Raw genomic sequence first — 19,260 nt, 5'->3', positions numbered from 1 at the left:
CGTCTCGCTGTCGGCGCTCGCCTCGCTCCCCGCGCCGGCGACCGTCGCGACCGCGATACTCGCCTCGGAGCCGTCGGTGTCGATTCCGACCGCCGACATCCCCGCGGTGGTCCCGCCGGCGTTCGTCGTGCTCGCGGTCGCCGTCGTGATGCCGTTCCTCTCGCGACGCCTCGGGCACGCGCTCGGCGTCCTCGCCACCGGCGGCGTCGCCGTCTGGGCGCTGCTCGCGCCCGCCGGCGCGTTCCTCGACGTGACGTTCCTCGGGTTCGACGCGATCCTGTTCAACGTCGACGCCTTCTCCCGGCTGATGGGCGTCATCTTCGGGCTCATCGGCGCGGCGGCCGTGCTCTACTCGTACTCCTCGGCGGCCGGAAACCGACAGACTGCGTTCGCACTCGGATACGTGGGGACGAGCATCGGGGCCGTCTTCGCCGGCGACTGGCTGACGATGGTCTTCTTCTGGGAGCTGATGGCCGTCACCAGCACGCTCTTGGTGTGGAACCACGGCGGCGAGGCGGTCCGCGCGGGCTTCCGCTACGCCATCTACCACGGCCTCGGCGGGAGCCTGCTGATGGTCGCGGTCGTCTGGCACTACGCGAGCGTCGGCTCGTTCCTCTTCAGCGCGAGCGACGGCATCGTCGCCGGAATCCCGGCCGCGCTCGCCGCCGTCGGGATCGGCGTCAACGTCGGCTTCGTCGGCCTGCACACGTGGCTTCCGGACACCTACCCGCGACCGCACGTGGCCGCGAGCGTCTTTCTCTCCGTCTACACGACGAAGACGGGCGTCTACGGCCTCGCACGGGCGTTCCCCGACGGCAACCTCGCCATCGCGTACATGGGCGCGGCGATGGCGCTCGTCGGCGTCGTCTACGCCCTCCTACAGAACGATATGCGTCGCCTGCTCTCGTATCACATCCAGTCGCAGGTCGGATACATGGTCGCCGGCGTCGGCGTCGGCACGGCGCTCGCGACGGCCGGCGCGTTCGCGCACGTCTTCAACCACATCCTCTACAAGGCGCTGCTCTTCATGACCGCGGGCGTCGTGATCGCGCGGACGGGCGAGCAGAGCCTGAAGTACCTCGGCGGCCTCGGGCGGGCGCTGCCGGCGACCGCGCTGGCGTTCACCGTCGCGGCGCTGTCGATCAGCGGCTTCCCCGGCTTCAACGGCTTCGTGAGCAAGGGAATGATCACGGCCGCCGCCCACAACGAACACCTGGACGGCATCTTCTACATCCTCTTGGCGGCGGGCGTCGGGACGTTCATGTCGTTCATCAAGTTCGGCTACTACGCGTTCCTGAAAGAGAGCAAAGGGACGTGGGACGTGCGACGGTCGGTCACCGGCCAGCGCGTCGCGATGCTCGGCGCCGCCGCGCTCTGTGTGGTGCTCGGCCTCTACCCCGACGCGCTGTTCGCGCTGCTGCCCGGCAGCACCGCCGACGCGCATCCCTTCACGCTGAGTCACCTCGGCGAGGGCTTCGCGCTGGCGGTTCTCGGCGTCGTCGGGTTCGCCGCGTTGAAGAAACCGCTCTCGAAGGTCGGCCCCGGCGTCGACGTCGATAGCGTGATCGAACCGGTCGCCTTCTACGGCACCCGCGGGGTCGTCCGGGGCGTCACGGAACTGTTCGCCGCCGTCGACCGCGCGGCCGTCTCGGCGTCCGAGGCGGCCATCGCCGCGGCGAGCGACCCGTACGGGGCGATCCGCGGCCCGCTGTCGGTGCTCGTCGGCGCCGACGAGGCGGACGTCCGAGACGGGAGCCTCCGCGCGAGCATCGCGACGAGCGTGCTCCTCGTCGTCGTGGTGCTGGCGGCGACGCTCTACGGTCTGCTCTGAGGCGACCCTCGTCGCTTTTTTCGACGGCTATTCCCGTTCTCGGGACCGCGGTCCCCGTTCTCGGGACAGGGCCGCCCCTGGCCGAGTCAGCGACTACCTAATCCGTCTTCAAACGCAGGGAGGAGCGTTATCCCGGCGGGAAGAGACGCTCCACCCACACGGATCGGAGGAGGGACCACCGTGCAGGGACCGGCCTGCGAGGGGCCGACGGCCAGGCAACGACCGACCTCGGAACCGCGAGGAGGAGCGCGAAAGCGTGACAGCACCAGACAAACGGATCGGCAAATTGTGGGGATATTTCGGACAGTTCAGGACTCATACGTAATACTTATCCGGTTCTGTCCGGACTTACCCGTACGTGGCTGCCAGTGAGCCGTCCCGTGATACCATACGATGACAGGACAGATATCCATCGGCAGCAGTTCAGGCGGCAACCAACTCAGGGGGATTCTCACGGCCGAACGAGACGGTGACTCCGGTGGACGTCCGGGCGCGCGACCGGCGGTGAAGTGAGATGCCGAAGGGCCTCGAACGCGATCTCGGCCTCTACGCGGTGCTGGCGATCAGCATCGGGGCGATGGTCGGAAGCGGGATCTTCATCCTGCCCGCACTCGCGGTCGACATCGCCGGGCCGGCGGTCATCCTCGCGTACGTCGTCGCCGGCGTGCTCGTGCTTCCGGCCGCCGTCTCGAAGGCCGAGATGGCGACGGCGATGCCCGAGGCGGGCGGGACGTACCTGTACATCGAACGCGGTATGGGACCGCTTCTCGGGACCGTCGCCGGCATCGGCACGTGGTTCGCGCTGTCGTTCAAGGGCGCGCTGGCCCTCGTCGGGGGCGTGCCCTACATCCTGTTGCTGTTCGACGTTCCGCCGAGCGTCACGACGCCCGTGGCGCTGGGGCTGGCCGCCCTGCTCGTCGTCGTGAACCTCCTCGGCGCGAAGCAGACGGGGCGGCTTCAGGTCGCCATCGTGATCGTGATGCTCGCCGCGCTCGTCTGGTTCGTGATCGGCGGCGTTCCCGCCACCCGGCAGCCGAACTACGCGCCGTTCTTCCGGGGCGGTGTCGGGGGCCTGCTGGAGGCGACCGGGCTGGTGTTCGTCTCGTATGCCGGCGTCACCAAGGTCGCGAGCGTCGCCGAGGAAGTGTCCGATCCCGACAGGAACATCCCAATCGGGATACTCGGCTCGCTCGGCTTCACGACGGTCCTCTACGCGCTCATCGTCGCCGTGATGGTCGGCGTAACCGATCCCGGAAGCATCGCCCAGAGCGCCACGCCGATGGCCGTCGCGGCCGAGGCGACGCTCGGAACCGCCGGCGTCGCCGCCATCGTCCTCGCGGCGATCCTCGCGCTCGTGAGCACGGCGAACGCGGGGATTCTCTCATCCTCGCGGTATCCCTTCGCGATGGCGCGCGACGACCTCGTCCCCGATCTGATGGCGACGATCCACGAGCGGTTCGGGACCCCGTCGAACTCCATCACGCTCACCGGCGCGGTGCTCTTGGTCCTGATCGCGTTCGTCCCCCTGCTGGAGATCGCAAAGCTCGCGAGCGCCTTCCAGATCCTCGTGTTCGTCCTCATTAACGTCGCGCTCGTAGCCTTCCGTGAGGGGAGCGCGGAGTACGAGCCCTCCTTCACCGCGCCACTCTACCCGTGGATCCAGGTCTTCGGCGTCGTCAGCGGGCTCGTCCTGTTGACGCAGATGGGAACGGTCCCGCTCGTCGGCGCGGTGGTCCTCACGGTCGCCGGCGTCGGGTGGTTCCTCGCCTACGGGCGGAACCGCGTCGACCGCGAGGGAGCGGCGGTCGACGCCGTGCGCCGACAGGTCGGCCGCAACGCCGTCGGTCGAACGCGCGAGACGGTCGACGCGCGCCCCGGCGACTACCGCGTGCTCGTCGCACTCGATCACGAGGTCTCGAAGGCCGAGGAACGGCCGTTCGTCCGGGTCGCCGCGGCGCTCGCCCGACCGCACGACGGCGAGGTCGTGGTCACGCGGTTCCAGCAGGTGCCGGATCAGGTCTCGCTGACGTACGCCTCCGAGACCGAATCGCCCGCGGACGTGAAATTCGAGACGCAGACGGACGAGCTCGACGCCGAGTTCGACGTTCCAATCAGCAGCGGCACGATCGTCTGCCACGACGTGCGCCACGCGGTCGTCAACTACGCTGACCACGAGAACGTGGATATGTTGCTGATGGAGGACACCTCCTCGGCGTCGGGGCTCCGCGGCCGCCTGTTCGGCTCCGACGTCGAGTGGGTGCTTCGGCACGCCCCCTGCGACGTCGGCCTCCTGAACGCGGGGGCGGAAGGACTGCGCGATCTCGACGTCGTCGGCGTCCTCTCCGATGAGGGGCCGTACGACCCCGAGAAGATCGCGATCGCCGACGCGATCGCAGCGGCGGCGGGCGGGTCGATCACGCTGGCGTACGCGGGGCGATCGGGCGCCTCCGGCATCGAAGAGCGGACGTTACAGGACTACCACGCGGAGGTCGCCGCGATCTGCTCGGTCCCGGTGAGCAGTTGCATCCCGATCACCGATGCCAGGAAGCACGAGGCCCGTGCGGAGCTGTCGGCGACGGACCTGATCGTCGTCAGCGCGTCTGAGCGGACCAACGACGCGATCGCCGCCTACCTCGAGGACGCCGAGCGTCCCGTCCTCGTCGTCCACCAGCAGGGGACCGAACTGCGCGGTCGACTCGCCCGCGCCCTCGGGCGGCGGTTCTTCTGACAGCGAGTCTCACATCGGGGCAGTCGCCGCGCTCGCCGCGTCGGCGGATCCACCGATAAGGAGCACAACACCTATTTAGGGTTCGATTTCCACACAGTGTATGGCCGCAGTCGACCTCGACGACCTCGATCGATACATCGTCTACGCGTTGCAGAGAGACGCACGGCACACGTCCAGCAGCGACATCGCCGAGGCGAAGGGCGTCTCCGCGAGCACGGTCCGAAACCGGATCTCGAAGCTCGAACGATCGGGGATCATCCGCGGGACCCACATCGACGTCGACTACGAGCGGATGGGCTATCAGCTCTACACCATCATCTTCTGCACCGCGCCGATCCCCGAGCGCGAACGGCTCGCAGAACGCGCGCTCGACGTCGAGGGCGTGATCCACGTCCGCGAGATCATGACCGGAACCGAGAACGTCCACATCACCGCCGTCGGGCGCGACAGCGACGACCTCAGCCGTATCGGGCGGGAGCTCAGCTCGATGGGGTTCGAGATCGCCGAGGAGGAGATCATCCGCAACGAGTACACGAACCCCTACAGCCCGTTCGACAACTGCGAATCGGAGTGAACGCGTCGCTCATACTGATTGTCCTCACGTGTTACCGATGAGCGCCCACGCCGCTGACGGGGGTCACCGAGAAAAAAGAGAAGAGAGCAATCAGTATCTGTCGTCGAGTGTCGCCGCGAGCCGCGTCGCGATCTCGGCCCCGAGAGCGGTTTTCGTCCCGGTGAACGCCGCGAAATCGGCCGCGTCGACGAAGAGCGTCCGCGTCTCGTCGTCGCCCATCACCGAGGCGTCGTTGGCGACGACGAACGCGAGTCCGGAGCGCTCCAGGATGCCGCGGGCGGCCGCGACCATCGCCTCGTCGTCGCCGGAGGTCTCGGCTTTGAACCCCACGATCGGGAGCGACGGGTGCGCCTCGCGCACGTCGTCGAGGAGCTTCGGCGTGGGTCGGAGCTCGAGCGTTCGAGACTCGCCGGAGCGGAGTTTCTCGTCGGCGGCCTCGACGGTGTAATCCGAGATGGCCGCCGCGGAGACGAGCGCGTCCGCCGCGGGCGCGTCTCCGTCGCCTCCGACGGCCTCCAGCACCGCATCGCGCATCTCCGCGGCGGACTCGACGGTCACGCTCTCGGCGTAGTGGACGTCGCCGGCGTCGTGGACGAGCGTGACAGAAGCGCCGCGGACGTGGCACGCGCGGGCGACGGCGCGGCCGGTCTTGCCCGAGGCGCGGTTCGTGAGGATCCGCACGGGGTCGATCGCCTCGGCGGTCGCGCCGGAGGTGACGACGACGCGTCGACCGGCGAGCGTCTGCTCGGTCGTCGCGCGGGCGACGGCGGTCACGATCGCCCCCTCGGTCGCGATCTTCGCCTTCCCCTCTTCGATCCGCGGGTCGACGAAGTCGACGCCCCACGACTCGACGCGCTCGATGGCGTCCAGCACGCCCGGGTGGTCGTACATCGGCTCGTGCATCGCGGGCGCGACGACCACCGGCACCTCGGCGCCGAGCGCGGTCGTCGCGCAGGTCGTCACGGGCGTGTCGTCGACCGCGCCGGCGATCTTCCCGACGGTGTTCGCCGTCGCGGGCGCGAGCAAGAGCACGTCGGCCCAGCCCTCGCGACCGCACAGTTCGACGTGCTCGACCGCGCCGGTGATCTCCGTCACCACCTCGCGGTCGGTCGCGAACTCGACGGCCCACGGGTGGATGATCCCCCGTGCGCTCTCGGTCATCACGCCGCGGACGTTCGCCCCCGCTCGCCGCAGCTCGTGGGCGAGTTCGACCACCTTCACGGCGGCGATGCTCCCCGAGACCCCGAGTGCGACGTTGACGCCGTCTAACATCGCCCGATGATTGGCGTGGCGGCGTGAAAACTCTCCGGTGTGGGACGCGGGTGACGGGGCGCGCCCCCGCTACTCGTCGAGTCGGCCCAACTCGTCGTCGACGAGGCTCGGGTGCGTCCGCTGCGTGTCCGGGTGCGGCTCCGCGAGGAGGTCTCGCATCCGCTCGCGCCCCGCTTCCCAGCGACGCTCGCGCTCCTCGTCGTCGATCTCTTCACAGCCCGGCGGGACCTCGCGCCCGCGGTCGGAGAAGTACCCCGCCGGCGTCACCCAGTCGTGGTAGTAGGGGACCGGCGAGTCGTGGACGACCGTCAGGCCGACCTCCGCGCCGTGACCCGCGGCCACGACCGCCTGATGGTACTTCTCCGCGAGGCGGCCGGCGGCGTAGACCCCCTCGACGGTCGTCCGGCCGCGGTCGTCGACGACGACGTACTCCTTCGATCCCGCCTCTCGCGTCTCGACGCCGAGGCCGTCGAGGTAGGACGCGTCCGACCACGACGCCGCGACGACGGCGTCCGCTCGAATCGTCGGGTCCGCGCCGTCGGCGTCGGATGCATCGGCGTTCGACGTGTCGTCGTCGGCTGTGTCGGCATCGGTCGAACCGCCGGCCACCGAGACCTCGAAGGCGTCGCCGTCGCGTGCGACGCTGTCGACGCGTCCGTCGCGGCGTCGAACGCCGTTCTCTTCGGCCTGCTCGCCCAAGAGATCGAGGAACCGCCGCGGGTTGATCCCGCCGGGGAAGCCGGGGACGTTCTCGAGGTGGGCGTTTCTCGCGAGGATGCTCTCGGGAGCGTCGACGACGAGCGTCTCGAGCCCCGCGCGAGCGGTGAACATCGCGGCTGTCAGCCCGGCGACGCCCCCGCCGACGACGAGGACGTCCGCGGCGTCGGATCTGGAGTCGAACGCAGGCTCGGAATCGGACATATCCACGGAGAGGAGTGACCTGAGGAAGAGTGTCACGGTTCGCGCTGTCCGACAGTCGCAGCGTCGACTCCAGAATCGGTCGCAGTAGTCCCGCGAAGCCCAGTCGACGCTCGTTCCGACGGCGTCCCCGGCAATCCCTCAGTGCAGCAGGGGCCCGAGAGTCACCCGTACACTGCCGCTTCGAGATCGAACGTCGTTTCACATTCGTCGCAGTATTTCTCGATATCGCGCTCGATCAGGTCCACGTCGTTCGAGTAGCAGTGGATATCCGCGCTCCCGCAGTTCGGACATTCTTCGAGCGGTGGTGTCACCATCTCAGAACAGAACGTCTGCTCGCCCCCTCATAGTCGTTCGGTTCGGCTGCACCCGAGATTCCTCGGACACCAGCGGAGTCGGCCTCAGTACGCTGAGTCGACCTCAGTACGCCGAGTCGCTGTCGTACAGCCGCTCGTCGTCCGTCGCGTCGATGCAGACGAGCCCCGCGGGCGCGTCGCCGGGGGCGATCCGCAGCCGCCAGCGCTGCTCGCCGAGGGGCGTCGCCGACGTGAACCGGAACCCGGTCTCGGGCAGTCGCTGCGCGATGGCGATCGCGATCGGCAGCGTCGGCAGCCGCCCCGTCCGCTCGGCGAGTGCGTACTCGCCGAGCGTCACCGTCCAGCCGTCGCCGTCGGCGGCGGGGATCACCGACTGCGACCCGACGAACCCGACCCACTCGAGGTGCTCCATCGCCGCGCGGATCGCTTCGCCCGGCCGCACCGCCGCGGGGCGATCCGAGCGGCGCGGACCGCGCAGCGACGCCGCCGCGGTGTCGACCACCGGGAGCTGTTCGCCGGGGTCGGCCCGGTAGGCGAGCTCGCTCGTCATACTCCACAGCATCGTGAGACAGAAGTCGTCGCGGTCCTCGACGACCTCCGCGAGCGTCAGGTACGTCTCCATCGCCGCGGTCTCGACCCGGCGGAGCCCCACGTCGGAGAACGCCTCGAATATCGCGCCCGCGACGTCGTGACAGAAGGTGAGATACCGCAGGCGCGCGTCGGCCTCCCCCGCGGTCGCGACGCCCGAGGAACCGTCCTCGACGTCGTGGACCAGCGGATCGTAAAACGGGACCTGCGGGTCGTACTGCCGGAGCGTCGCGCGGTACTCAGCGGTCGCCTCCGCCGCCTCCGCGGCGGTGTCCCTGTCGTCGAAGCGCAGCCCTGCGACGGGGGAGGGCTCACACCCGGTTCGCCCGCAGACGACGGCGTACGGCCCGTTCCGCGCCGAGAGGCAGTCGACGTGGCGGCGAATGTCCCGAAGCGTCGCTCCGACCATCACCTACTATATGATCGCTCTTCGACAAGTACGTTCCGATCACGGCCGGCGCCGGCGGTTCGATCGGCCCCTCCCGGCGACAACGCTTTTCTCGCGAGCGCCCGACCCGCAGACGTGGACGAACTCGTCGTCAGCACCGTGGTCTATCTCCCCGCCGACGAGACGTACGACTTCCTCGTCGATTTCCCCCGCTATGCGGCGTACTCGAAGCACCTGAAAGACGTCGTCAGGCGGCGCGGGGACGGCGGCGCGGGGACGCGATACGCCCTGCGTTTCGCGTGGTGGAAGCTCACTTACACCGTCGAGTCCGAGGTGACCGCGGTCGAACCGCCCGAGCGAATCGACTGGCGCGTCGTGAGGAATCTCGACGCGAGCGGCCGCTGGCGGATCGAGGAGCTCGAGGACCCGCCGGCGGACGCCCCGGCGGACGTCGACGTCGCCTCGCGCGTCTCCTTCGAGGTCTCGTACGATCCCGGGTCGGCGAACGAGGGCGGTCTCGACCTCCCCCGGTTCGTCTCGCTGGGATGGATCGCCGAGAGGATCCGACCCGCGATCACGCGCGAGGCCGAGCGCATCGTCGAGCGCGTCGTCGAGGACCTCGAAGGGAGCCGACGGCCGGTCGAACTCACCGTCGAACGCCGGTCTTGAGCGGTCTCTGTCCAGTCTCTGTCGGAATTCGTCGTTCGAGGTGGGGGCGGATCGATGCCGAAAGAGGGATACTTCCTCGTCCGGCACGTTCTGGAAAGATGAATCCGGGTGATCCCCCGTGCGCGTGATCATCGTCGGCGCGGGGCAGGTCGGATCGAGCATCGCGGCCGACCTCGCAGACACACACGAGGTAATCGTCATCGACTGCGACGAGGAGCGGACCGAGGAGCTGAACTACTCGCTGGACGTCCTCGCCGTGACCGGCGACGGGACGTCGGTGGCGACGCTCGAAGAGGCCGGCATCGAGGACACCGACATGGTGATCGCATCGACCGACGACGACGAGACGAACATCGTCGTCTGCTCGACCGCGAAGGCGGTCTCGGACGCGTTCACCATCGCCCGGGTGAAAAACACCGAGTACCTCCGGACGTGGGAGCGCTCGAGTCGGGCGTTCGGCGTCGACTTCATGGTCTGTACGAACCTGCTCGCCGCGGAGTCGATCGTCCGGATGATCGGCCTCCCCGCCGCCCGCGACGTCGACCCGTTCGCGGGCGGAATGGTCCAGATGGCCGAGTTCGAGGTCGACGCCGACAGTCCGGTGGCGGATCAGACCGTCGCGGAGGCCGACCGCTTCGACTCGCTGACGTTCGTCGCGATCCTCCGGAACGGCTGCGTCGAGATCGCCCGCGGGGAGACGGTGATCTCGCCCGGCGACCGCGTCGTCGTCATCGGATCGCCCGAGAGCGTCCAGGAGTTCGCGCGCTCTGTGGCTCCCGAGGAGTCGCCCGGGACGGCCGAAGAAGTCGTCGTCATCGGCGGCTCGGAGATCGGCTATCACGTCGCGCGGCTGCTCGAAGAGCGCGGCTTCCGGCCGCGGCTCATCGAACAGGACGGCGCCCGCGCCCGCGACCTCGCAGAGCGACTCCCCGGGACGGTCGTGATGGAGTCCGACGCGACCGACATCGAGTTCCTCGAGCGCGAGCACGTCGGCGACGCGGACGTGGTCGTCTCCACGCTCGACTCCGACGAGAAGAACCTGCTCGTCTCGCTGCTCGCCGAGCGGATGGGCGTCGAGCGGACGATCGCGATCATCGACACCACCGAGTACGTCGACCTCTTCGAGACCGTCGGCGTCGACGTCGGCGTCAGTCCGCGCGGCGTCGTCGCAGAGGAGATCTCGCGGTTCACCCAGAAGGGCAACGCCGAGAACATCGCGCTCATCGAGTCCGACAAGGCCGAGGTGCTGGAAATCGAGATCACGGACGACAGTATTCTCGCCGGACGGCCCATCCACGAGTCGACGGGTGACCTGCCGGAGGGCGTCGTGATCGGCGCGATCACGAGGGCCGGCGAGTTCATCACACCCCGCGGCGACACGGTCATCGAACACGGCGACCACGTCGTCGTCTTCGCCGACATCGACGTCGTCGACGACGTCGCAACGCAGTTATGAGCGCCACACTCCGCGTCGATACCCGCGCGAGCCTCAGCCTCGTGGGATCCGTGCTGAAGTACCTCGCGATTCCGCTCTGTGTCCCCCTCCTCGTCGCGCTCTACTACGGCGAGACGGTCGCCCCCTTCCTCGCGACGATGGGGCTCACCGTCCTCGTCGGCGTCGGGCTGGAACGCCTAGACACCGACCCGGACCTGCGTGCGCGAGAGGGCTTTCTGATGGTCGCGCTGACGTGGCTCTCGGTCGCGTTCGTCGGCGCAGTGCCGTACCTCATCGAGGCGCACGGGCTGCCGCCGCTCGTCGCCGCGACGCACCCCGAATCCACGCTCGCGAACCCCGCGAACGCGCTCTTCGAGGCGATGAGCGGCTTCACCACGACCGGCGCGACCGTGCTCGGCGACATCTCCTTCGAGTCGCACACGCGCTCGATCATGCTGTGGCGACAGCTCACCCAGTGGCTCGGCGGGATGGGGATCGTCGTCCTCGCGGTCGCGATCCTCCCGGAGCTCTCGGTCGGCGGCGCACAGTTGATGGACGCCGAGGCGCCCGGCCCGGGAATCGAGAAGCTCACGCCCCGGATCGCGGAGACCGCTCGGGCGCTGTGGGGCGCGTACCTCGGGCTCACCCTCCTCGAAATCGTCTTGCTGTACTCGCTGTCGGTGACCGGCATCGACCCCGCGATGACGCTGTACAACGCCGTCGCCCACGGCCTGACAACGATGCCGACCGGTGGATTCTCCCCCGAATCGCGGAGTATCGAGGCGTTCAGCGCGGCCGCCCAGTGGATCATCATCCCCTTTATGATCGCCGCCGGGACGAACTTCGCGCTGTTCTGGCACGTTCTCATCGGCGATCGGCGTCGGCTGTTCCGCGACGCGGAGTTCAAGTTCTACCTCGGGACGCTCGCGGTCCTCACCGCGGTGATCGCGGCCGTGCTCTTCGGAGACGGGCTGGTGGGCGCTGCGCCGGCGGGCGAGACGTTCGACGGCGCGTATCTGGAGGCGTTCCGCGCGGAGATCGTCGGACGGCTGGAACCGTCACTGCGGTACGCGGCGTTCCAAGCGGTCTCGATCGTGACGACGACAGGGTACGCGAATATGGACTTCAACGCGTGGGGACCGGCCGCCCAGTACCTGCTCCTGTTTGCGATGTTCATCGGCGGCTCCGCGGGGTCGACCGGCGGCGCGGTGAAGATCATCCGGTGGTACGTGATCCTCAAATCGCTGCGCCGCGAGCTGTTCACGACCGCGCACCCGGAGGCGATCCGCCCGGTCAGACTCGGTGGCCGGACGATCGACGAGCGCGCGGTTCGGGGGATATACGCGTTCACCCTGCTGTATCTCGTGATATTCTTCGTCTCGGTCGGCGTGCTGTTTCTGGACACGCTCCGCGTCGGAATGGAACTCACGGTGTTAGAGCTGCTCTCTGCGATCGCCGCGACGCTCGGAAACGTCGGGCCGGGGTTCGGAACGGTGGGACCGATGGGGAGTTACCTCTCCTTCTCGAACGCCGGGAAGGTGTTCATGACCGCGTTGATGTGGATCGGCCGACTGGAGGTCATTCCGGTGCTGGTGCTACTGACGCCCGAGTACTGGACGCGGTGACGGGGTCCTGACGCGCTCTGGATCCGACAGAGAGCATCATCGTCACTGTCCATACACTCTCGCCGCCCGTCCGGAAAGAATCTATGAGGACTTGCGATCATCCCCATGAATGCCCGAACGCGGAGTGCTCGAGTCGTTCGCGACGAGACTACGGGTCGAGCCCGTACAGAAGCGAGCGGACGAACACGAGGACCGGGATGATTTCGAGCCGTCCGATCCACATATTCAGCAGGAACATCGCCTCGGCGACCGGATGCATCGTCGGTCCGGTGATACCGGTCGACAGCCCGACGTTGCCCTGCGCGGAGGCGACCTCGAAGAGTGCGTCGGCGTAGCTGAACTCCGGGGCGGTGAGGTTCACGAGAACGACACTCGAGGCGACCAACACGAGGATCCAAAGCAGCGTGACGATGGCGGCCTCGGCGAACTCCCGCTCCATCGCTTCGCGGTTGAGCCGTCGACCGTTGAGACGGGTCCCGACGACGGCGCTTGCGGGCAAGAATACACGACCGAACTGCCAGATCATCCCCCGGCCGATGACGTAGCCGCGGACGATCTTGATACCGCCGACCGTCGAACCGGCGGCCCCGCCGAGGACCATCGCCCCCGAGAGCAACACCTTTCCGCCGTCAGCCCACCGACCGATCGGTGCCGATTGGAAGCCGGTGCACGTGAGCGCGCTGATCCACTGAAACGTCGAGTCGCGGGTGGCGTCTACGAGCACCGGATCGACCGGGAACCCGCCGCCGAGCCACGCCGCGTCGAACGCGGCCGATGCCCGCGGGATCGAACCGACGTTCTGGATGGAGAGGACCGCGACGCCGGCACCGAGCAGTAACAGGAGCCACCGCGTCTGCAGGTCTCCGCGGAGAACGCTCGCTTCTCGGTCTCTGAGGACCGCGTAGTGGATCGGAAAGGCGATCGCACCGAGCGTCATCACCGGGAGGAGAACGAACTCGATGAGCGGGGACTGGTACGTCGCGATAGAGTTGTCGGTGACGGAGAACCCGCCGGTCGAGAGCCCGGTCATCGCGTGGTTGAGCGCCTGCCAGCCGGCCTCCCACAGCGGGAGGCTCGAACCGTAGCCCGACCCGAGGATCGCGGCGAACAGGACGGCGACCGAGAGCGCGGTGTAGCCGAGGAATATCTTCCAGACCGTCCGAACCGTCGAGACGATGCTGGGGTGGATCTTCTCCTCGCGAGTCTCGGAGCGGTACAGCGCATAGCTCCCGCTCCCGGGTCGAGCCAGAATCGAGACCGTGAGGACGATCACGCCGACGCCGCCGACCCACTGGATGAGCGAGCGCCACCACTGGATCGCTCGCGGGAGCGACGGCTCGTGGACGGCCATCGTCAGCCCGCTACCCGTCCAGCCGCTCATACTCTCGAAGACGGCGTGCAGCGGGTTAGCGAAGTAGGTCAGGCTCGACTGCACGTACGACGCACCGGGCGGGACGTACCCCGCGGCGACCGCCGCGGGTGTCAGCCGCGCGGCGAGCAGAAAGGGGAGCGACCCGAAGAGCGCGACGAGCAGCCAGCCGGCGGCCGCGATGATCATCCCGTGTTTCATCCGCGGTTCCGGAGCCGACGCGAACGCGCGTCGGGCGCCGAAGCCCACACTGGCCGTTACTCCCCCGGCGATCGCGAACGAGAGCGCCACGTACCACTCGCGAGCCGCCGCGGCGACCGCGATCGACGCGAGCATCAGCGTCGCCTCCATCGCGAGTAGCGAGCCGACGTCTCGGCCGATCGTCGCCACGTCGCGCGGCCATCCGGAGACGTCGCGCGGCCGGGGCCTCGGCATCAGTGGTCCTCGCGGTGCCCGAACACGTCGGTGACGTTCGGCGTGGCACCGCGTGCGGAGTACACCGTGAGGAGGTCGCCGGCCTCGACGACGGTGTCGCCGCGCGGCGTGATCGGGTCGCCCCGACCGTTCCGTTCGATCGCGACGACGAGCATATCGCTCTCGATCTGCCCCGCCTCGGCCGCCCCTTGGATCGTCATTCCCGCGATGGGCGCCGACTCGTCGACGCGGATCTCGAACACCTCCGCCTCCTCGCCGATCCGCATGTAATCGACGATCGAGGGGCGCTTCACCGCGCGGTAGAGGTACTCCGCGATGAGCCGCTGGGGGTTCTCCATCGTGTTAACGCCGATCTGTCGGTACAGCGCCATATGTTCGGGGTTGTGAACGACCGAGACGATGTCGGGTATCTCGAGTTCCTTCGAGAGCAGACAGACCATAATGTTCGTCGCGTCCTGATCCGTCGTCGAGATCAACGCATCGGCCCGGTCCGCTCCCGCATCGAGGAGCGTCTCCTTCTCGGTCGCATCGTCGTGCAGGACGAGACAGTCGAACGACGTCGCAGCAGCCTCCGCCTTTTCAGCGTCTCGTTCGATGACGACGACCTCGTTTCCCCCCTCGGTCGCGATTTCGATGAGCGGGCGGCCGATGTTGCCGGCACCGACGACGATCAGATACATCGCTACTCTGTCCGGCATCTCTCGGCCGAGCGTGAAAACGTATCGCTTCAGCGCTCGGCGGCCGAGGCGGCCCGGATGATCGCCTCCTCGCCGAACTTCGGGCCGATAAGCTGCAGGCCGACCGGGAGGCCGTCGGCCTCGCCGGCGGGCACGGAGATCGCAGGGAGGTTCGCGAGGTTGACCGGGACGGTGTTCGCGTCCATCAGGTACAGCTGCAGCGGGTCCTCGAGGCTCTCGCCGAGTTTCGGCGGCAGGACCGGCATCGTCGGCGTCGCGAGCACGTCCGCGCGATCGAACGCCTCGTCGAAGTCGCGTTTGACCCACGCTCGAGCGTCCTGGGCCTTCTTGTAGTACTTGTCGTGATAGCCCGCAGAGAGCGCGTAGGTACCCAGGAGGATGCGGCGCTTGACCTCCTCGCCGAAGCCCTCCTCGCGGGCGCGGGCGAAGGCGTCGTTCCAGTTGCCCTCGTAGCCGCCGGACTTCCCGTATCGCACGCCGTCGAAGCGCGCGAGGTTCGAGGAGGCCTCCGACATCGCGATGACGTAGTACGCCTGCACGGCGTGTTCGACCGAGTCCAGCGACACCTCGACGGTCTCTGCGCCCTGCGCTCGAAGGTCGTCGAGAGCGTCCTCGAAGCGCTCGACGACGCGTTCGTCGGCGCCGTCGAGCAGGTCCGTGATGACGCCGACGGTCGCGCCCGCGACGTCGCCGTCGGCCGCGGCGGCGTAGTTCGAGTCGGTGGCCGGACGGGTCGCCGTCGCCGCCCCCTCGGTGGCGTCGGCGCCCGACGGGCCCGCGTCGGTCCCCTCGCCGACGTCGCCGCCGACGTCGAAGCGCGTCGTCGCGTCCTTCGGGTCCGGTCCCGAGATCACGTCGAGCAGCGCGGCCGCGTCCTCGACGCTGTTCGCGATCGGCCCGATCTGTTCGAGCGAGTTCGCGTAGGCGACGAGCCCATATCTGGAGACGAGCCCGTAGGTGGGCTTGAGTCCGACGACACCGCAGAACGCCGCGGGGTTTCGAACCGACCCACCGGTGTCGGAGCCGAGCGCGAGGTCGGCCTCGCCGGCGGCGACGGCGGCCGCCGAACCGCCCGAGGAGCCGCCGGGGACGTGGCCCTCGTCGACGGGGTTCTTCACGGGGCCGTACGCGGAGGTCTCGGTGGTCCCGCCCATCCCGAACTCGTCCATATTGGCCTTGCCGACGATCGTCGCGCCCGCGTCCTTCAGGCGTTCGACGACGGTCGCGTCGTAGGGCGGCACGTACGACTCCAACATCGCGGAGCCGCAGGTCGTCCGGACGCCCTCGGTGCTGATGTTGTCCTTGACGGCGACGGTCCTCCCCGAGAGCGGGCCCTCGCTCTCGGCTTCGATCGTCTCCTCGGTGATGAACGCGTTCAGACTCATCAGGACACCCGCGGCCCTTTGAAGAAGCCGTCTTCGGTCTCTTCGGCGTTTCGTAGCGCCGCCTCCTGATCGAGGCTCGCTTCGACGTCGTCCGTGCGCATCACGTTCACGAGTTCGTCCTCGCTCTCGACTTCGGGCACCTCATCGAGGGCCTCGAAGTACTCGAGGATCTCCGCGAACTGCGACGTGAACGCGTCGACTTCCTCGGCCGCGAGGTCTACGCGCGCCAGTTCCGCGACGTGCTCGACCTCCTCGGCGTCGACGGGCGTCTCGCTCATGTCCGAGAGGAACCGCGGGCCGAGAGTAAGGGTTTCGGTGTCCGGGAATCGGAAGAGCCACCACCGGGCCCGGTCATCCGCGGGTATGGAGACGACGCGTCACTTCACCGCGACGGTCTACATCGTCGAACGCGGCGCGGTCGCGCTGCATCACCACGAGCGACTCGGCATCCGGGTTCCCCCGGGCGGACACGTCGACCGGGACGAGCTCCCCCACGAAGCCGGCCTCCGCGAAGTCCGCGAGGAGACCGGTCTCGACGCCGAGCTGCTCGGCGGGACCGACGACGTCGACGCCCCCGCCGGGCGGGCGCTCCCCCGGCCGCGACACCAGATGCTCTACGACATCAACGTCCACGGCGACGGCACCGTCGGCCACCAGCACGTCGACCACGTCTACTACGCCCGCGTCGGCTCCCGGGAGATTGATCCGGCCGGCGCGGACGAGGCCGATCCCGAGGTCTGGGAGTGGTACGACGAGGCGGCGCTTCGCGAGAGCGACGTCGACCCGGACACGGTCCAGTTCTCGCTGGAGGCGATCGAGGCGGCCGAGCGAGCCGGGTGAGTCGGTCGAGCGAGCCGAGTGAGTCGGCCGACCGGGACCATTGCGGGCGTTACCCCATCAAAACCGGATCAGCGCTGTTCGTCGGTGTCGTCGCCGACGATCGATCGGACGTACCGCTCGACGTGGTCGTCCATCCGGCGCTTGTAGCCGGCCTGCCGGGCCAGCCGATCCAGTTCGCGGGCGACGTACGTACCGTACTGGACTGCCTTCTTGTCCGCCGTGCGGACGGAGTCCGGAACGACGCCGCGCGCGGCCTCCCGCAGGGCGACCTTCCGCCGCTCGCCGTCGACAAGCAGGTGCCCCGGAAGGCGCAACGCGGCCGCAACGACGTCGTCGTGCAGCAGCGGCGCGATCGGTTCGGCGCCGCCGGCACGGACCGCCAGCACGTCACGCTCTGCCTGGTCGGGCAGCGTTTCGACGACTTCCCGGCGGGCGCCGCGGACGGTGTCGGCGTCGACGCGCGGATCCCCGGGCGCCTTCGCGACCTTCGCGTACCCGCCGAACAGTTCGTCCGCACCCTGTCCGAGCGCGAGCCGGTCGAACCCGTCGGCCGCGACGCGCTCGGCGACCAGAAACAGGGGAAGCGCGATCGAGAGGTCCATCGGATTCGTCCGGCCGGTGGCGGCGACGAGCGTCGGCACGGCCGCCCGGAGGGCGTCGTGTGTGAGTTCCACGACGCGGAGGTCGCGGTCCATCGCAGCGGCCGCCTCGCGCGCGGCCGCGACGTCGTGACAGCCCTCGAAGCCGGCGACGTAACACGGCGCGTCCGGAACCCCGGCGGCGACGACGGCGGAGTCGATGCCGCCGGAAAACGCCACGGCGACGGTACCGGCAGTCGTCCCGTCGTCGTCGGATATCGATCCGTCGTCATCGGCCGTCATCCCGTTATCGCCTGCAGTCAATTCGTCGTCGGCCGTCGATAGAGTACTGACCGCCCGCGTCCGCGCGAGCACGGCCTCGCGGACCGCGTCGAGCGCCCGGTCGTCGTCGCCGGTGGGGCGGGGGTCCGGAAGCCGCCAGTGGCGGTCGCCGGACACGTCGGCCGCGCCGATCTCGCGGACTGTCCCCGCCGGGACGGAGACGGGAGCGGAGAGCGCCCGCGGGTCGAACGCCCACGACGACGGGTCGTCGGCGTCGACGAACAGCGGGCGTCGGCCGAGGACGTCGCGGACGAGCCGGCCGTCGAGCGCGCCCGCAAAGCCGGCGGTTCCGGGCAGCGGATCGCGTCGCTCGACGGCCACAGAGACCAGTTCGGGGGACGCGCCGTCGAGCAATGTCGGGACGTCGGTCGAGCCGTCGCCTGACGGTCGGTCGTCGGAGTGGCCCATCTAGACGAGGTCGGAGACGGTGCGCTTGATCCGGCGTTTGATGCCGCCGCCGAACTGTCTAAAGGAGATCCGCCACGGCGTTCGGCTCCCGACGACGCTCGTCTTCCCGGCGGCGATGGCGTCGAGGATCCCCTCGGCGGAGCGGTCGTCGGTCGCGACCTCGGTGACGGCCTGCCCGACCATCTCGCCGATGTGAGCGTCGCTGCCGGCGGTCATCGGCAGCCCGCGGGCGGTCGCGAACCGCTCGGCCTTCCGGTTCGCCAGCCCGGTGAACAGCCGGGAGTTGTACACCTCGATGGCGTCGGCGTCGGCGAGCTGATCGCGGGTGATGTGCGCTGCGACGCCGTGCCGGGACGACTGAAACGGGTGCGGGACGACCGCGATGCCGCCTTGCTCGTGGATCCGTTCGAGCGTCTCGTCGTACGAGAGCCCGGCCGGGACGAGTTCGTCGATCCCGAACGCGAGGACGTGTCCCGCCGCCGAGGTCACTTCCATCCCCGGAATGCCGACGAGGTCGTACTCCGGTGCCAGTGCCGCCGCCTCGAGGCTCGCGTCGATCTCGTCGTGGTCGGTGACGGCGAGCGCGTCGAGGCCGACCGCCTGCGCCTGGGCTAAGAGCAACTCGACCGGGTCGCGGCCGTCGTACGACAGCGACGAGTGCGTATGCAGCTCGACCGATAACACGGGCGACCGTACTCGCCGGGATTAAAAAAGCGGCCCGATCCGCGCGTCGTTCGCACTCGGGTCGGTTCGACCAATCACCGAAGGCTCGACTCATCACCGTTCAAGCGTCGGACGCGTACGCGTGGGCAATACCGAAAAGCGGAGAACAACGGCCGGCGGAGGAGACGATGACCGAC

At 68.8% G+C, this 19,260-nt stretch carries 17 protein-coding genes; 7 read left to right on the top strand and 10 right to left on the bottom strand.

The genetic code is table 11. From position 1 onward, the window contains the following. Positions 1–148: 148 nt before the first annotated feature. From ACT3HL_RS02335 to ACT3HL_RS02325, 3 genes are all read left to right on the top strand, one after another. The gene (locus tag ACT3HL_RS02335; protein ID WP_445085284.1) at positions 149–1,831 is read left to right on the top strand and encodes a Na(+)/H(+) antiporter subunit D; all 1,683 of its coding nucleotides are present in this window, start codon (positions 149–151) and stop codon (positions 1,829–1,831) included. 514 nt (positions 1,832–2,345) lie between these two features. Continuing rightward, the gene (locus tag ACT3HL_RS02330; protein WP_445085185.1) at positions 2,346–4,559 is read left to right on the top strand and encodes an amino acid permease; all 2,214 of its coding nucleotides are present in this window, start codon (positions 2,346–2,348) and stop codon (positions 4,557–4,559) included. A gap of 100 nt (positions 4,560–4,659) precedes the next feature. Continuing rightward, positions 4,660–5,133 (top strand): AsnC family transcriptional regulator, encoded by a 474-nt coding sequence (locus tag ACT3HL_RS02325; protein WP_445085184.1) that lies wholly within the window; start codon positions 4,660–4,662, stop codon positions 5,131–5,133. Positions 5,134–5,223: 90 nt separating this feature from the next. Here the strand turns inward: ACT3HL_RS02325 and coaBC are convergent, their stop codons facing one another. From coaBC to ACT3HL_RS02305, 4 genes are all read right to left on the bottom strand, one after another. Next, positions 5,224–6,405 (bottom strand): bifunctional phosphopantothenoylcysteine decarboxylase/phosphopantothenate--cysteine ligase CoaBC, encoded by a 1,182-nt coding sequence (gene coaBC / locus ACT3HL_RS02320; RefSeq protein WP_445085183.1) that lies wholly within the window; start codon positions 6,403–6,405, stop codon positions 5,224–5,226. A gap of 69 nt (positions 6,406–6,474) precedes the next feature. Next, positions 6,475–7,326 (bottom strand): FAD-dependent oxidoreductase, encoded by an 852-nt coding sequence (locus tag ACT3HL_RS02315; protein WP_445085182.1) that lies wholly within the window; start codon positions 7,324–7,326, stop codon positions 6,475–6,477. Positions 7,327–7,487: 161 nt separating this feature from the next. Next, complete coding sequence (locus ACT3HL_RS02310) at positions 7,488–7,640, bottom strand: hypothetical protein (protein WP_445085181.1); 153 nt, start codon at positions 7,638–7,640, stop codon at positions 7,488–7,490. Positions 7,641–7,743: 103 nt separating this feature from the next. Continuing rightward, complete coding sequence (locus tag ACT3HL_RS02305; protein WP_445085180.1) at positions 7,744–8,637, bottom strand: DUF7551 domain-containing protein; 894 nt, start codon at positions 8,635–8,637, stop codon at positions 7,744–7,746. Between the two features lie 114 nt (positions 8,638–8,751). Between ACT3HL_RS02305 and ACT3HL_RS02300 the strand changes: the two genes are divergently transcribed. The 3 genes from ACT3HL_RS02300 to ACT3HL_RS02290 all read left to right on the top strand — a co-directional run bounded on the left by ACT3HL_RS02300 (position 8,752) and on the right by ACT3HL_RS02290 (position 12,345). Beyond that, positions 8,752–9,285 carry an SRPBCC family protein gene (locus ACT3HL_RS02300; protein ID WP_445085179.1) on the top strand — a complete coding sequence of 178 codons (534 nt, stop codon included), beginning with the start codon at positions 8,752–8,754 and terminating at the stop codon, positions 9,283–9,285. Positions 9,286–9,403: 118 nt separating this feature from the next. Further along, a complete protein-coding gene (gene trkA / locus ACT3HL_RS02295; protein WP_445085178.1) occupies positions 9,404–10,741 on the top strand; it encodes a Trk system potassium transporter TrkA in 1,338 nt (445 codons plus the stop codon). After that, on the top strand, positions 10,738–12,345 hold the full coding sequence (locus ACT3HL_RS02290) for a potassium transporter TrkG (RefSeq protein ID WP_445085177.1): 1,608 nt from the start codon (positions 10,738–10,740) through the stop codon (positions 12,343–12,345). Before trkA ends, ACT3HL_RS02290 begins: the two co-directional genes overlap by 4 nt. Before the next feature lie 148 nt (positions 12,346–12,493). Here ACT3HL_RS02290 and ACT3HL_RS02285 read toward each other — a convergent pair whose 3' ends face one another. The 4 genes from ACT3HL_RS02285 to gatC are packed head-to-tail and all read right to left on the bottom strand — an operon-like array spanning position 12,494 to position 16,510. Continuing rightward, positions 12,494–14,149, bottom strand: a complete 1,656-nt coding sequence (locus ACT3HL_RS02285) for a potassium transporter TrkG (protein WP_445085176.1) — start codon at positions 14,147–14,149, stop codon at positions 12,494–12,496. Beyond that, the gene (locus ACT3HL_RS02280) at positions 14,149–14,829 is read right to left on the bottom strand and encodes an NAD-binding protein (RefSeq protein WP_445085283.1); all 681 of its coding nucleotides are present in this window, start codon (positions 14,827–14,829) and stop codon (positions 14,149–14,151) included. The genes ACT3HL_RS02285 and ACT3HL_RS02280 overlap by 1 nt, the downstream gene beginning before the upstream one ends. A gap of 47 nt (positions 14,830–14,876) precedes the next feature. Then, positions 14,877–16,232, bottom strand: coding sequence for an amidase family protein (locus tag ACT3HL_RS02275; protein ID WP_445085175.1), 1,356 nt, complete (start codon positions 16,230–16,232; stop codon positions 14,877–14,879). Next, entirely contained in the window at positions 16,232–16,510 is a 279-nt protein-coding gene (gene gatC / locus ACT3HL_RS02270) for an Asp-tRNA(Asn)/Glu-tRNA(Gln) amidotransferase subunit GatC (RefSeq protein WP_445085174.1), read from the bottom strand. The genes ACT3HL_RS02275 and gatC overlap by 1 nt, the downstream gene beginning before the upstream one ends. Positions 16,511–16,595: 85 nt before the next feature. On the opposite strand from gatC, the gene ACT3HL_RS02265 reads away from it, so the two are divergent. Next, positions 16,596–17,072 carry an NUDIX domain-containing protein gene (locus ACT3HL_RS02265; RefSeq protein WP_445085173.1) on the top strand — a complete coding sequence of 159 codons (477 nt, stop codon included), beginning with the start codon at positions 16,596–16,598 and terminating at the stop codon, positions 17,070–17,072. A 68-nt stretch (positions 17,073–17,140) separates the two neighbouring features. Here the strand turns inward: ACT3HL_RS02265 and ACT3HL_RS02260 are convergent, their stop codons facing one another. Both ACT3HL_RS02260 and ACT3HL_RS02255 read right to left on the bottom strand, forming a co-directional pair. Further along, a complete protein-coding gene (locus tag ACT3HL_RS02260) occupies positions 17,141–18,400 on the bottom strand; it encodes an asparagine synthase-related protein (RefSeq protein ID WP_445085172.1) in 1,260 nt (419 codons plus the stop codon). Beyond that, the gene (locus ACT3HL_RS02255; protein WP_445085171.1) at positions 18,401–19,084 is read right to left on the bottom strand and encodes a CehA/McbA family metallohydrolase; all 684 of its coding nucleotides are present in this window, start codon (positions 19,082–19,084) and stop codon (positions 18,401–18,403) included. It lies immediately after the preceding gene. Positions 19,085–19,260: the final 176 nt, after the last annotated feature.

This window comes from Halobellus sp. GM3 (genome assembly GCF_052545375.1).
This window is presented reverse-complemented; position numbering and strand designations above follow the sequence as displayed.

Excerpts from the sequence above, each read along its gene's own strand:
- ACT3HL_RS02330 (WP_445085185.1), top strand. The coding sequence starts at position 2,346 with ATGCCGAAGGGCCTCGAACGCGATCTCGGCCTCTACGCGGTGCTGGCG.
- ACT3HL_RS02315 (WP_445085182.1), bottom strand. The coding sequence starts at position 7,326 with ATGTCCGATTCCGAGCCTGCGTTCGACTCCAGATCCGACGCCGCGGAC.
- ACT3HL_RS02260 (WP_445085172.1), bottom strand. The coding sequence starts at position 18,400 with ATGGGCCACTCCGACGACCGACCGTCAGGCGACGGCTCGACCGACGTC.
- ACT3HL_RS02290 (WP_445085177.1), top strand. The coding sequence starts at position 10,738 with ATGAGCGCCACACTCCGCGTCGATACCCGCGCGAGCCTCAGCCTCGTG.
- ACT3HL_RS02285 (WP_445085176.1), bottom strand. The coding sequence starts at position 14,149 with ATGCCGAGGCCCCGGCCGCGCGACGTCTCCGGATGGCCGCGCGACGTG.
- coaBC (WP_445085183.1), bottom strand. The coding sequence starts at position 6,405 with ATGTTAGACGGCGTCAACGTCGCACTCGGGGTCTCGGGGAGCATCGCC.
- ACT3HL_RS02335 (WP_445085284.1), top strand. The coding sequence starts at position 149 with ATGCCGTTCCTCTCGCGACGCCTCGGGCACGCGCTCGGCGTCCTCGCC.
- ACT3HL_RS02310 (WP_445085181.1), bottom strand. The coding sequence starts at position 7,640 with ATGGTGACACCACCGCTCGAAGAATGTCCGAACTGCGGGAGCGCGGAT.
- ACT3HL_RS02265 (WP_445085173.1), top strand. The coding sequence starts at position 16,596 with ATGGAGACGACGCGTCACTTCACCGCGACGGTCTACATCGTCGAACGC.
- ACT3HL_RS02325 (WP_445085184.1), top strand. The coding sequence starts at position 4,660 with ATGGCCGCAGTCGACCTCGACGACCTCGATCGATACATCGTCTACGCG.
- ACT3HL_RS02305 (WP_445085180.1), bottom strand. The coding sequence starts at position 8,637 with ATGGTCGGAGCGACGCTTCGGGACATTCGCCGCCACGTCGACTGCCTC.
- ACT3HL_RS02280 (WP_445085283.1), bottom strand. The coding sequence starts at position 14,829 with ATGTATCTGATCGTCGTCGGTGCCGGCAACATCGGCCGCCCGCTCATC.
- ACT3HL_RS02275 (WP_445085175.1), bottom strand. The coding sequence starts at position 16,232 with ATGAGTCTGAACGCGTTCATCACCGAGGAGACGATCGAAGCCGAGAGC.
- gatC (WP_445085174.1), bottom strand. The coding sequence starts at position 16,510 with ATGAGCGAGACGCCCGTCGACGCCGAGGAGGTCGAGCACGTCGCGGAA.